Origin of the sequence: Streptomyces roseirectus, assembly GCF_014489635.1 — a bacterium.
Classification (GTDB): Bacteria; Actinomycetota; Actinomycetes; order Streptomycetales; family Streptomycetaceae; genus Streptomyces; species Streptomyces roseirectus.
This window is the reverse complement of record NZ_CP060828.1, coordinates 1,088,673-1,100,315: the sequence shown is the minus strand read 5'-3', so window position 1 is coordinate 1,100,315 and position 11,643 is coordinate 1,088,673. Positions and strand designations below refer to the sequence as shown.

Annotated in this window: 11 protein-coding genes; 4 read left to right on the top strand and 7 right to left on the bottom strand. The window is 72.5% G+C overall.

Going from position 1 to position 11,643, the window contains the following annotated elements; translation table 11 throughout:
* Nucleotides 1-60: 60 nt before the first annotated feature.
* The 3 genes from IAG44_RS04380 to IAG44_RS04370 all read right to left on the bottom strand — a co-directional run bounded on the left by IAG44_RS04380 (nucleotide 61) and on the right by IAG44_RS04370 (nucleotide 2,116).
* Nucleotides 61-654 carry an Rv1733c family protein gene (locus IAG44_RS04380; RefSeq protein WP_187745811.1) on the bottom strand — a complete coding sequence of 198 codons (594 nt, stop codon included), beginning with the start codon at nucleotides 652-654 and terminating at the stop codon, nucleotides 61-63.
* 114 nt (nucleotides 655-768) lie between these two features.
* Nucleotides 769-1,518, bottom strand: coding sequence for a ferredoxin reductase (locus IAG44_RS04375; RefSeq protein WP_187745810.1), 750 nt, complete (start codon nucleotides 1,516-1,518; stop codon nucleotides 769-771).
* Nucleotides 1,511-2,116 carry a sulfite oxidase-like oxidoreductase gene (locus IAG44_RS04370; RefSeq protein WP_187745809.1) on the bottom strand — a complete coding sequence of 202 codons (606 nt, stop codon included), beginning with the start codon at nucleotides 2,114-2,116 and terminating at the stop codon, nucleotides 1,511-1,513. The genes IAG44_RS04375 and IAG44_RS04370 overlap by 8 nt, the downstream gene beginning before the upstream one ends.
* A gap of 182 nt (nucleotides 2,117-2,298) precedes the next feature.
* Between IAG44_RS04370 and IAG44_RS04365 the strand changes: the two genes are divergently transcribed.
* Nucleotides 2,299-3,219: an NADP-dependent oxidoreductase gene (locus IAG44_RS04365; protein ID WP_187745808.1), complete on the top strand. Its 921-nt coding sequence runs from the start codon at nucleotides 2,299-2,301 to the stop codon at nucleotides 3,217-3,219.
* Entirely contained in the window at nucleotides 3,216-3,908 is a 693-nt protein-coding gene (locus IAG44_RS04360; RefSeq protein ID WP_187745807.1) for a GNAT family N-acetyltransferase, read from the top strand. The genes IAG44_RS04365 and IAG44_RS04360 overlap by 4 nt, the downstream gene beginning before the upstream one ends.
* A 4-nt stretch (nucleotides 3,909-3,912) precedes the next feature.
* Here IAG44_RS04360 and IAG44_RS04355 read toward each other — a convergent pair whose 3' ends face one another.
* Nucleotides 3,913-4,659 carry a response regulator transcription factor gene (locus tag IAG44_RS04355; protein WP_187745806.1) on the bottom strand — a complete coding sequence of 249 codons (747 nt, stop codon included), beginning with the start codon at nucleotides 4,657-4,659 and terminating at the stop codon, nucleotides 3,913-3,915.
* 109 nt (nucleotides 4,660-4,768) lie between these two features.
* Nucleotides 4,769-5,371, bottom strand: coding sequence for a TetR/AcrR family transcriptional regulator (locus tag IAG44_RS04350; protein ID WP_187745805.1), 603 nt, complete (start codon nucleotides 5,369-5,371; stop codon nucleotides 4,769-4,771).
* A 182-nt stretch (nucleotides 5,372-5,553) separates the two neighbouring features.
* On the opposite strand from IAG44_RS04350, the gene IAG44_RS04345 reads away from it, so the two are divergent.
* The gene (locus IAG44_RS04345; RefSeq protein WP_187745804.1) at nucleotides 5,554-7,134 is read left to right on the top strand and encodes an alpha/beta hydrolase; all 1,581 of its coding nucleotides are present in this window, start codon (nucleotides 5,554-5,556) and stop codon (nucleotides 7,132-7,134) included.
* A gap of 34 nt (nucleotides 7,135-7,168) precedes the next feature.
* Complete coding sequence (locus tag IAG44_RS04340) at nucleotides 7,169-7,798, top strand: nucleoside/nucleotide kinase family protein (protein WP_187745803.1); 630 nt, start codon at nucleotides 7,169-7,171, stop codon at nucleotides 7,796-7,798.
* Nucleotides 7,799-7,801: 3 nt separating this feature from the next.
* Here IAG44_RS04340 and IAG44_RS04335 read toward each other — a convergent pair whose 3' ends face one another.
* Complete coding sequence (locus IAG44_RS04335) at nucleotides 7,802-8,719, bottom strand: UTP--glucose-1-phosphate uridylyltransferase (protein ID WP_187745802.1); 918 nt, start codon at nucleotides 8,717-8,719, stop codon at nucleotides 7,802-7,804.
* A gap of 410 nt (nucleotides 8,720-9,129) precedes the next feature.
* Nucleotides 9,130-11,598, bottom strand: a complete 2,469-nt coding sequence (locus tag IAG44_RS04330) for a CBM35 domain-containing protein (RefSeq protein ID WP_187745801.1) — start codon at nucleotides 11,596-11,598, stop codon at nucleotides 9,130-9,132.
* Nucleotides 11,599-11,643: the final 45 nt, after the last annotated feature.

The following is an 11,643-nucleotide window of genomic DNA, read 5'->3' as shown; positions in this document are numbered from 1 at the left end:
AGAGCCCGAAAGTTTTCGGTTCCCGCAGGTCACGAGCCGTCCTCTGATCCACTCGACGCCTCACGCCCGCCGCCGCGTCCACAGCGGCTCCGTGCGCGCCCAGTCCCGCTCCCACTCCGCCAGCCGGTGCCTGAGCGCCGTGCGCCGGAACACGACGTACCCGACGACCACGACCCCGGCCGTGGCGCCTGCCGCGCAGAAGGCGACCGAGAGGGTCTGCTGCCACACCATGGCCCCGCTGGGCGGCGGACGCACCCCGCGCCCGCGCGCGTCGAGCCACACGTCGACCCTGTCGCCGGAGCGCGTGCCCGCCGGGACCGGCGCCGTCGTCGTCCGGAACTGCCCGTCCGGCGTGCTCCAGCGGACGGCCACCCGGTAGGACTGCTCGCGCCCGCTCGCCGCCGCCGGGGTGTCCGGGACACGTCCGACGACCTCGGCGCGCACCTGGTGCCGCTCGGCGCGCAGCCGCTCGGCGACGGCCCGCCCCTCGCGCTGCGCCCACACCCCCGCCAGCGCGCCCGTGAGCGGCGCGGCCACCAGCAGCAGCACCGCCAGCGCCAGCGCCGTCCAGTTCTCGACGACGTCCGACGGACGGCGCAGCGGGTTGCGCCGCCAGCGCCAGCCGCGCACCCGGGTCCGTGTACGAGCGCCCATACCCTTGTCGTACCCCGTTCGGGGGACCATTCCTCACGAAAGGGTCGGTATGGCTCGAATCGGCGTCCAGTTCGGCCCGAGCGGCACGGAGCGGATCCCGGCGCCCGCCTCACCTCAGCCGTACCGCTCGATCCTGATCCGGTCCACCGGCTGCCCCGCCGCCACCAGCAGCCGCGACGCGTGCTCGGCGAACGCGTTCGACCCGCACACGTACGCCTCCCAGTCACCGGACTCGGCGAACACCGGCGCCAGGTGCCGCGCGTCGAGCCGGCCCACCGGCACCCCCTCGGGGGCGCTCCGCGTGAACACGGGCGTCGTCTCCGGCCCGTACTCCCGCGCGTAGATCAGCGTCTCGGGACTGCGCGCGGAGACCAGGAGCCTGAGCGGGACGTCGAGCCGGTGCGCCCGGTGGTGGCGGACCATCGACATCAGGGGGACGACGCCGGAGCCCGCGCCGATCAGCAGTGCCGGGCGGTCGCCGGGCCAGGCGAAGAAGCCGGAGAGGGGGCCGCGCACCTCGACCCGGTCGCCGGGGCGCGCCTCGGTGTGGAACCAGCCGGACACCTCGCCGTCCTCGACGTGGTCGAGGGTCAGCTCGATGTGGCCGGACGCGTCGGGCGCCGACGCCAGCGAGTAGTGGCGCTGCGCGGTGTAGCCGTCGCCGGCGGTCAGGCGGAGCATGAGGTGCTGGCCGGGCAGGTGGCCCGTCCAGGCGGGCACCGCGAAGCGGAACGTCGCCGCGTAGGGGGTCTCGCGGCGGATCTCGGTCAGCGTCGCCGTCTGCCAGACGGCCGCCGCGCGCTGGGACACGGCGATCCGGCCGGGCACCGCGAACCGGGTCTCGGGAGCGAACGTCTCAGTCACCGGAATACCTCTGCTCCTCCCACGGGTTGCCCCGCGCGTGGTACCCGTTCTGCTCCCAGAACCCCGGCTCGTCGTGGTCGAGGAGCCGCAGCCCCGCGACCCACTTCGCGCTCTTCCAGAAGTACAGGTGCGGCACCAGCAGCCGCGCCGGACCGCCGTGCTCCGGCGCCAGCGGCTGTCCCTCGTACGAGAACGCGATCCACGCCTTGCCGCCGGTCAGGTCCGCGAGCGGCAGGTTCGTCGTGTACCCGGTGTGCGAGTAGGCGACCGCGTGCGTGGCGGTCGCCGCCGGGCGGACGGCCGCCAGGAACGCGTCCAGCGGGACCCCGCCGAACCGCACCCCGAACTTGGACCAGCTCGTCACGCAGTGGATGTCGCCCCGGTACTCGGAGCCGGGCAGCGCGTGGGCGTCCTCCCACGTCCAGGTGCGCGGTTCGGCGACCAGGCCGTCGACGCGGAACGTCCAGTCGGCGGGCGCGAGGTCGGGGGTGACCTCGGCGGACAGCACGGGCCAGTCGTCGCCCGCGTCGTACTGGCCGGGCGGCAGCCCCGGATGGTGGACGCGCGGGCGCCCGGTGAAGCCTCGGGTGACGTTCATGAGTGCCTGTCTGGGGGAAACGTTCGTGCGCCCTCCACGATACGTGGACGGCGCGCGGGCCGATCATTGCGCCGGTGTGAACACTGCCTGGCCCCGGGAATACGCCCCCACCTGCGCCTCTTGGTGATGGATGGCATAAACGAGCACCGCTCGACCGTACGTGAGCCGGCAGAGAGGCAGCCATGTCCAAGGCATACGTCTTCACCCGCCACGGGGGCCCGGAGACCCAGGCCCTCATCGACACCGACCGCCCGGACCCCGGCCCCGGCGAGCTGCTGATCGCCGTCCGCGCGGCCGGTGTGAACCCCGTCGACTGGAAACTCCGCGAGGGCCTGCGGCGCCCCGGCGACACCGGCGAGCGCGTCTTTCCGGCGGTCCTCGGCAGCGAGGCGGCCGGGGTGGTCGTCGCGGTCGGCGAGGGCGTGAGCGGGTTCGCCGTCGGCGACGAGGTCTTCGGGTCGACCCTCGCCGGCGGGTACGCCGAGTACACGCTGCTGCCCGTCACGATCGCCGCGCACAAGCCCGCGGCGCTGTCCTTCGCCGACGCCGCGACCCTGCCCGTCGCCGCCGCGACCGCCTACGACGGCCTGCGCCAGCTCGCCCTGCCCGAGGGCGCGACGCTGCTGGTCACCGGCGCGGGCGGCGGGGTCGGCGTGGCCGCCGTCCAGATCGCGCGGGCGTGGGGCCTGAAGGCCGTCGGCGTCGCGAGCGAGGCGAAGCGGGAGTTCCTGGAGTCGCTGGGGGCCGTGCACGTGGCGTCCGGCGACGACTGGGCGGACCGGGTACCCGGGGCCGTCGACGCCGTGTACGACCTCGTCGGCGGCGACGTCCTGACGCGGGCGGCCGGGCTGGTGAGCGGGCCCGGGAAGCTGATCACCGCCGGGGCCGCCGAGGAGACCGTCGCCGCGCTCGGCGGGACGCGGGTCGTGCGGGCGCGGAACGCGGCCGTGCTGGAGGCCGTCGCGCAATTGGTCGTCCAGGGGGATCTGGACCCGTTCGTCACCGCCCGCTATTCCCTCGAAGACGCCGGAAAGGCATTGCGGGCCGTCGAGGAAGGGCACGCCCGGGGGAAAGTCGTGATCGAGATCGGGGAACAGGAATGAGCCACGTCCTGGACAATCCGCCGCTGCATTCCCTGACCGGACCGCACGCGCGTTTCGCCGAGCGGCGAGGAAGAGTCCTGCGCTATCAGGCCGACGTCTCTCCCTGGCTCGCCCTGCCCGACGATCCCGGCCCCGACGACTGGGCCGACCTCGCCGCGCTCGCCGGGAGCGGGCAGGGGGTCCCGCTGTCCGGATACGCGGGCGAGGTGCCGGACGGCTGGGACATCACCTTCCACATCGAGGGCGTGCAACTGGTGGACGACGGGCTGGAGACCGCGCCCGACGGCGAGGCCGTGGTCCTCGGCGCCGCCGACGTCCCGGACATGCTCGACCTGGTCGAACGCACCCGGCCAGGCCCGTTCCTGCCGCGCACCATAGAGATGGGGACGTACCTCGGGATCCGGCGGGAGGGGGCGCTGGTCGCGATGGCGGGGGAGCGGCTGCGCCCGCCGGGGTACACGGAGATCAGCGCGGTGTGCACGGATCCGGAATTCCGGGGACAGGGACTCGCCTCCCGGCTGATCCTCGCGGTCGCCCACGGAATCCGGGAGCGCGGGGACATTCCCTTTCTGCACACCGGGGCGGCCAATGCGAACGCGATCCGGCTCTACGAATCCCTCGGTTTCCGGTTGCGGCGGCACACGGCCTTTCTCGCCGCGCGGGCACCGGAGCCGTTTTACACCGTATAGCCGTTCATGACGCCGGTTGTCGTACGGGGCTCTCGGATTTCACCGCCAGGCGGAAACCGACGCCCCGTACCGCCTCGATGCACACCGCGTCCCCGAGTTTGTGGCGCAGGCCGTACACGTGGGTGTCCAGCGTCTTCGTCGGGCCGAACCAGTTGCTGTCCCAGACCGACGCCATGATGTCCTCGCGGGTCACCAGCGTGTCCAGACGGTCGGCGAGGTAGACGAGGAGCGCGAACTCCTTGGGGCTGAGCGGGATCTCGGCCTCGTCGAGATAGGTGCGGTGGGCGAGCCGGTCGATGGACAGCCGGCCGTAACGGTCGCGGCAGCGCGCGGCCTGCGGGAGGCCGATGACCACGCCGGGACGCACCGCGGCGGGCTCCGGGTACACCGGCGGCGGGGCGAGCCTGCGCCGCTGCACCGCGCGCATGCGGGCGATCAACTCCCGTACCGTGAACGGCTTGACGACGTAGTCGTCCGCCCCGAGTTCGAGGCCGACGACCTTGTCCGTCTCCGTGCCGCGCGCGCTGATCATGATCAGGGAGACCTCGCTGCGGTCGCGCAGGCGGCGGCAGACGTCGAGGCCGTCCATGTCGGGCAGGCCGAGGTCGAGCAGGACCATCTCCGGGTCGCCCCCGGCCTCCAGCGCCTCCTGCCCGGTGGCGACCCAGCGCACGTCGTGGCCGTAGCGGGCCAGTCCGCGGGCGAGGGGGCCGGCGATCTCCGGATCGTCCTCGACGAGAAGCACGTGCATGTTCGTATCTCCTGGTGGCTCCCGGGGGACGGGTGGGGAGGCCGTCCTGCGGGAGGGCGTGGGGGGCCGGGAGCGGTGGGGGTGATGAGTGGGGGAGGGGGGAGCGGGGCTAGGGGGCGGCTAAGGCGAGGGGGTGGATGCCGAGCGCCGGGAGCAGCAGGCCGTCGAGGTGGCGGCGCGCCTCGGCGACGTCCATGGGCTCGTCGCTCAGCAGGAGGCGCGCGATGATCAGGCTGCACAGGGTGCGCGGGACGAGGTCGAGCGCCGGGCAGTCCGCGCGGACCTCGCCGCGCCGCACGGCCCGGCGGAGCATCGCGGCCATGTCGGCGAGGACCGGTTCGAGGACCGACTCCCGCAGGGAACGGCGCAGTTCGGTGTTGTCGAGGATCGCGCCGCCCACCCCGAGGTGCAGCCGGGCGTCGTGGACGAGCTTGTCCTCGCCGGCCTGCTCGACGAGCGCGTGCAGGTCGCCGCGGAGCGTGCCGGTGTCGATGGCCTCGGTGCGCAGCGGACGCCGGTGGCGCAGGGCGGCGATGACCAGCTGGGGCTTGCCGCCCCACTGCCGGTACAGGGTCGCCTTCCCGGCGCGGCTGCGGGCGGCCACCGCCTCCATGGTCAGCGCGTCGTACCCGACCTCGCGCAGCAGGCCGAGGACGGCTTCGTAGACCTGGGACGCGCGCAGGGGAGTGATCCGGCTGCGACGGTCTGCCATGGCACCCCTCCTCGGCGTCGTCGGCCTCAGGCTAAACCCGCTCCCAACGGAACGGGCGCGTCTCGCTTGTGACACCAGTCACGTGAGGTTTGGGTGAGCAATCGGTCACTTCGCGAAGTTTTCCGGAACTCCCTTGTCAAAAACGCCCCGTTGTGTGCCGCCCGTGTGCTGACATGATCGTCATGACGACACAGCGACCACACAGCGGACGGACAAGAACCTTACGCGCGCTGGCAGTTGGCGCCCTCGGCACCGCACTCCTCGGCGGGTTGACGACCGGCACCCCGGCCGCCGCCGCACCCCAGCCGGCCGCCGCGCAGCAGCGAATAACCTGGAAGGCGTGCAAGGCCCCCGACGGCACCAAAGGGTTCGAGTGCGCGACCCTCAAGGTGCCGGTCGACTGGAAGAAACCCAAGGGCCCCACCATCCCCATCGCCCTCAACCGGCACAAGGCCACCGACCCGGCCCGCAGGATCGGCCCCCTCCTCGTCAACCCCGGCGGACCCGGCGGCTCCGGCGTCGACTTCGTCTTCGGCGCCCGCTCCACGTTCTCGCCCGCGCTCCTCGCCCGCTTCGACATCGTCGGCTTCGACCCGCGCGGCGTCGGCCGCAGCCACCCCGTGACCTGCGACTGGGACCTCATCGCCAAGCAGGACCCGCTCCTGTACCCGCAAAGCGCACGGGACTTCGCCGCCCTGCGCGCCGTCACCGGCGCCCTCGGCAAGAACTGCCACGCCCGCACCGGCCCCCTCTTCGGCCACATGGCCACCAGCAACGTCGTCCAGGACATGGACGCCATCCGCGCGGCCCTCGGCGTGGCGAAGATCAGCTACTACGGCGTCTCCTACGGCACGGCCATCGGCCAGCAGTACGGCGCCCGTTACCCCGGCCGGGTCCGCGCCCTCGCGCTCGACTCCAACATGGACCACAGCCTCGGCCGCGCGGGGTTCCAGCGGACCGAGGCCGTCGCGCTGGAGGAGTCCTACGGCCAGTTCGCCGACTGGTGCGCGCGCACGCCCGGCTGCGCCCTGCACGGCCGTGACGCCCGCGCCTTGTTCGACTCGCTGTACCGGCGCGCCGAGGCCGGTGAGCTGGAACTGCCGGGCGGCATCCAACTCAAGCCCCGAGACGTCCAGTTGGCGATCTTCGGGTTCCTCTACGACCCCGCCTCCTGGTACGACCTCGCCGACCTCCTCAGCGACATCGACGACCCGAGCGCCGACGACGCCCGGCGCCTGAGCCGCTTCGGGGAGCCGACGCCGTACCCGATCTCAGCGGTCATGTGCCAGGACTACGACTTCCGCCTCCCCTCCTACGCCGCGCTCACCGCGCAGGAACGGGACCTCGCACGCGTCGCCCCCGTCACCCGCTCCAACCCGCTCGCCTGGACGGTGATGACCGGCTGCCAGAACTGGCCCGCGAAGGTCACCAACCCGCCGCGCCCGCTCAAGGTCGACGGCACCCCGCCGATCCTGCTCACCAACAGCCGCTACGACCCCGCCACACCGCACGCCTGGGGCGCGAACGCGGCCCAGCAGATCGGGCGCGAGGCCGTGCTCCTCACGTACGACGGAGTCGGGCACGGCGACTACTGGCTCAGCCCCTGCGCCCGCCAGGCCATCGACACCTACCTGCTGACCCTCAAGACCCCGCGCCCCGGGACGCACTGCCCGGCCGTCTGGCCCACCGGACCCGGCACGCAGCGGCAGTCGGCGGACGGACTCGTCAACCCGCTGCCGGAGCTGATCGGTTCGCGTTACTGATCACAAGCGGGGCGGCTCCCGTGACACTGGTCGTATGACCTACGACGATCTCCTGCGCAGGGCCGCCGCCCTCGCCCGCCCCGGACACCGTGCGATCCTCGGCATCGCCGGGAGTCCGGGCGCGGGCAAGACGACCCTCGCGCGGCGCCTGGTGCGCGACCTCGGTGACATCGCCGCGCACGTCCCGATGGACGGGTTCCACCTCGCGGACGCAGAACTCGACCGGCTCGGGCTGCGGGACCGGAAGGGCGCGCCGGAGACGTTCGACGCGGGCGGGTACGCGGCGCTGCTGCGGCGGCTGCGGGACGAGCGGGGAGAGGTGGTGTACGCGCCGGGGTTCGAACGCGTCCTGGAGCAGCCGATCGCCGGTGCTGTTCCCGTGCCGCCCGGCGCCCGGTTGGTCGTCACGGAGGGCAACTACCTTCTGCTGGACACCGGTTCATGGGTACGGGTCCGTGGTGAGCTGGACGAGGTGTGGTTCTGCGCGCCGGACGAGGAGGACCGGGTGCGCCGGCTCGTCGCACGGCACGAGGAGTTCGGGAAGTCCCACGAGGCCGCCGTCGCCTGGGTGTTGAGGAGTGATCAGCGCAACGCCGAGCTGGTGGCGGGGACGCGGGAGCGGGCGGACCTGGTGCTGACGGCCGCCCAACTCCCCGAGCCGTAAAGGCTATTCGGCCGTCTCCTGAGAGGCGGGGTCGAGGTTGCGGACCAGGTCGCGCAGGACCGGACCGTACTCCGGGTGCGCGAGCGCGTGAGCCATCTGGGCGACCAGGTAGTCCGCCGGGTTGCCGGTGTCGTACCACTCGCCCTGGATCACCTGCCCGTACACCGCGCGGGTCGCGGCGTACGCGTTGATCGCGTCCGTCAAGTAGATCTCGCCCGTGCGGTGTTCGTGCCAGCGGCGGGTCTGCTCCCGCAACTCGTCGACGATCCCCGGGGTGATGACGTAGCCGCCGATCGCCGCGTACGACGACGGGGCGTCGGCGGGCTTCGGCTTCTCCACGAGGCCGGTGATGCGGAGCTGGCCGTCGCCGAGGTCTTCCTTGACGATCGGGACGCCGTAGCGCTGGGAGTCCTTCGGGTCCATCGGGAGCAGCGCCAGCACCGGGCAGCCGGTCTGCTCGTACGCCCGGATCAACTGCTGGGCGCGCGGGACCTCCGCCACGAACACGTCGTCCGGCCACAGCACGAGCACCGGCTCGTCGTTGAAGGAACGCGCGGCGTTCAGCACCGGGGTGCCGTTGCCGTACGGGCCCCGCTGGTCCAGATAGGTGATGTGACCCCTCCTGGCCAGCTCCGCGACCTCCTCCACCGCGTCCGCGTACGCCGTCTTGCCGTCCGCCCGCAACTGGTCCACCAGCGCCGGGTTCGGCCGGAAGTGGTCCTGGATGAGGGACTTCCCGCCGGACACGACGATCGTGATGTCCGTGATGCCGGAGTCCACCAGCTCACGCACCGTGTGCTCGACGACCGGCTTGTCGCCGACCGGCAGCATCTCCTTCGGGATCGCCTTGGTCAGGGGCAACAGACGCGAACCGAGCCCGGCAGCGGGGATCACGGCCCTGCGGATCGTGGGGGAGGACATCTGCTCTCTCTCGTACGAGTGGCCCACCACGCCGGCGGACGCGGTGCAGGGCGACGCTACCAACGCGGGGCGGGGGCGCGGGCACGCCGGTGGGCGGGGTGGCCGGGACCGGGGCGCCGGGGGCGGGGACCTTGAGGGCGTGGCGCCGGGGGCGGCTCGGCGGCGTCGACGGGGGCGCGGTCTGTCGTGCGTCGTGGGGCGATGCCCAGCCGCGTGGTGCGGCGGCCCGGAGCCGGTGCCCCCCGGCAGGTCGGCCGGCGTGGGTCACCGCCGCACCGAGGTGTCCGTGCCCGCGCGCAGCGCCTGCCGCGTCCGGGGCGGCGGTGCCGGGTGTCTCGTCCGGCTCTTCGGGGGTCGTGCTCATGGCGGGCGGGTGGGACGGCTCGCCCGCCATGAGCGTCCTGCGGGGGTCAGTTCTGGGCGACGATCCTGCCCAGGTCGATCCGGGCGACGTCTGGTGCCCAGGCGGTCGGGTTGCCGAGGGTCACGGTGTTGGTGCCCTTCCTCAGGTCGACGGGGACGCCGACGGTCCAGTAGTCGTCCGTGCTCCAGGTGTTCTTGAAGGTGACCTTCCGTGGGGCGGCGCCGTCGACCGTGATGTCCGCCGTGCGGGACATGATGTCGGTGTTGTAGGCGTGCCCGTTGTCGCGGCGGTCGTTGTGCGCGTAGGTGACGACCAGCAGATAGCGCCCGGAGCGAGGCGCGTCCACCCTGAACTCGGCTGTGGAGTCAGGGCTGTTGCCGAGGTTCCCGATATACGCCCCGCCGGGCGCGTGCGCCGAGGTGACCACCTTGGCGCCGCCCGTGAGGACGGCGTCACCGGCCCCGTACGTGAGGACGCCCGCGTTGGAACCCTCGCCCGACACGTCGAGGGACCGCAGGGACGCGTGGCCGGACGTCACCGTGACGCGGTTGTTGCCCGCGACGAGGTAGAGCCGCAGCGGACGGTCGGGCAGGGCGGCCGACGCCGTGCCGTGCAGGGCGATCCGGACCGGCGCGGAGGCACGCGGGACGACCGAGTAGTAGCCGTCGCGCGGCGCGTACACGTCGAACACCGCCTTGTCGCCCCGCCGCAGCCCGAGCGCGCCCGTGCCGGTCCCGGCGGACGACGCGTAGTCGAAGGACGGCCGCCCGCTGATGTCCGCGAGCGTCGCCTCGTACGACGCGGACGGCGCGCCCGTGTACCGGGTGAGGTCGATCCGGTCGAGCGTGACCTCGGCGTCGCCCTTGGCGAGCGTCAACACGTGCGTCCCGGCGGTCAGTCGCAGCCGGACGTCCTGCTTGGCGCGGTAGGTCCAGTTCTCGGTGGACGGGTACGTCACCGTCACCGGGGCCGCGCCGTCGACCGAGAGCTTCTGGGTGGCGGGACGCCCGGACTGGTTGCCGTACAGGACCGCCAGGTCGTACGCGCCGTCCTCGGGCACCGTGACCGTGAACTCGACCTTGCTGGCGGGGGTGTTGAGGGAGCCGACGTCCTTCGTGCCGGACGCCGCGTACCCGTTGGCGTTCTGGACGGTGCCGTGCGTGTGGACGGTCCCGCCGGTGATCGCCGCGCTCTCCGCCTCGTACGACGCGGACCACGGCACGGACGGCGTGGCCGGGACGCCGGTGCCGGCGGGGGTGAGGACGATCCGGTACGCCGACATCCTGTGCAGGCCCCGCAGCGGGACGGTGACCGTGCCGTCGGCGGCGACCTTCACCTTCGTCCGCGCGAGGACCCGCGGCGCCGCGTGCTGACCCTCGTACCCCGACCAGGCCGCCTCGGCGACCGTCGCGGTGACCGTACGGCCGAACACGGAACGCGGCACGTCGGCCACGACGACGTCCGCGTCGCCCTCGGAGCCGCCGAGCAGGACCTGGGCCTGGCGGCGGGAGCGGTCGAGGGAGGCGAGGCCCTGGAGGGTGTCGATGGTGTTGGCCTGCGGCGGGGTCACCTTGACCGTGTCTCCGGTCAGGCCCGCGTACCAACGGAAGAGCCACCAGCCGCCGTTGGGGATGTTGGAGCGGACGACCTGGCCGCTGAGGTTGCCGGCCGCGTCCCAGTACGCCATGTTCGCGTACACCTTGTTGCGCTCGAACATGGAGATCCACTGCACGAGTTGGCCCGGCACCGACAGGTCACGCCGGTTGGCGTACTCGTCGATGTTGATCTTCAGTGGCCCGATGCCCAACTCCCGCTCAAGAGCACGGTAGTTGTCGTAGTGGCCCTGGAAGTCGCGCAGCGAGCCGGAGTTCAGCTCGTGCCAGGTCATGATCTGCGGGAGGACGTTCTCCCGCTTGGCGAAGGTGAGGAAGTCCCGCAGGAAACGCGGGTAGTAGCCGGTCTCGTTGGGCCCGCCGATCACCGCGTCCGGGTCGATCGCGCGGATCCGCTGGTACACCGTCTTCCAGTGCTGGAGGAACCGGTCGCGCTCGACCTCGTACTCCGCCTGGGGCCCGTTGAGCTTGTACCAGATGAAGTCCGGTTCGTTGAACGGGATGTAGACGAACCGCTCGCTGTTCGGATGGGCCGCGATCTGCGCCGTGATCCTGTCGACCTTCGGCAGGTAGTCGTCGATGCCGAGGTCTTCGTACGGCCACTTCGCGTAGATGTCCTGCATCATGACGTTGATCTCGCCGCCGCCGTTGCGCAGGAACGCGTCGGAGACGGTGAGCGCGTCGCCGTTGGGGTGCTGGGCGCCGCCTTCCGCCTTCTGCGAGATGCTGGTGATCTTCAGGGGTTCGAGGGCCGCGTCGCTGGGCACGCCGTCGTCGCTGAGCCCGTACAGGGCACCGTTCGCGCCGAGTTGGACCGGGCCTTCGGAGGCGGCGAGGTCGACGGTCAGGCGCTGAGGGGCGGTTGCCCGCTCGGTGCCCTGCGCGGGGAGTGCGCCTGCCATGAGGGCGGCTCCAAGTGCGGTGGTGACGAGGGCGGTTCGGAGTCT

What these genes read in the sequence shown, in the direction of transcription:
- IAG44_RS04350 (WP_187745805.1), bottom strand. Translation starts at nt 5,371, where the DNA reads ATGGCAGACCGTCGCAGCCGGATCACTCCCCTGCGCGCGTCCCAGGTC.
- IAG44_RS04355 (WP_187745806.1), bottom strand. Translation starts at nt 4,659, where the DNA reads ATGCACGTGCTTCTCGTCGAGGACGATCCGGAGATCGCCGGCCCCCTC.
- IAG44_RS04380 (WP_187745811.1), bottom strand. Translation starts at nt 654, where the DNA reads ATGGGCGCTCGTACACGGACCCGGGTGCGCGGCTGGCGCTGGCGGCGC.
- IAG44_RS04335 (WP_187745802.1), bottom strand. Translation starts at nt 8,719, where the DNA reads ATGTCCTCCCCCACGATCCGCAGGGCCGTGATCCCCGCTGCCGGGCTC.
- IAG44_RS04330 (WP_187745801.1), bottom strand. Translation starts at nt 11,598, where the DNA reads ATGGCAGGCGCACTCCCCGCGCAGGGCACCGAGCGGGCAACCGCCCCT.
- IAG44_RS04370 (WP_187745809.1), bottom strand. Translation starts at nt 2,116, where the DNA reads ATGAACGTCACCCGAGGCTTCACCGGGCGCCCGCGCGTCCACCATCCG.
- IAG44_RS04365 (WP_187745808.1), top strand. Translation starts at nt 2,299, where the DNA reads ATGTCCAAGGCATACGTCTTCACCCGCCACGGGGGCCCGGAGACCCAG.
- IAG44_RS04345 (WP_187745804.1), top strand. Translation starts at nt 5,554, where the DNA reads ATGACGACACAGCGACCACACAGCGGACGGACAAGAACCTTACGCGCG.
- IAG44_RS04360 (WP_187745807.1), top strand. Translation starts at nt 3,216, where the DNA reads ATGAGCCACGTCCTGGACAATCCGCCGCTGCATTCCCTGACCGGACCG.
- IAG44_RS04340 (WP_187745803.1), top strand. Translation starts at nt 7,169, where the DNA reads ATGACCTACGACGATCTCCTGCGCAGGGCCGCCGCCCTCGCCCGCCCC.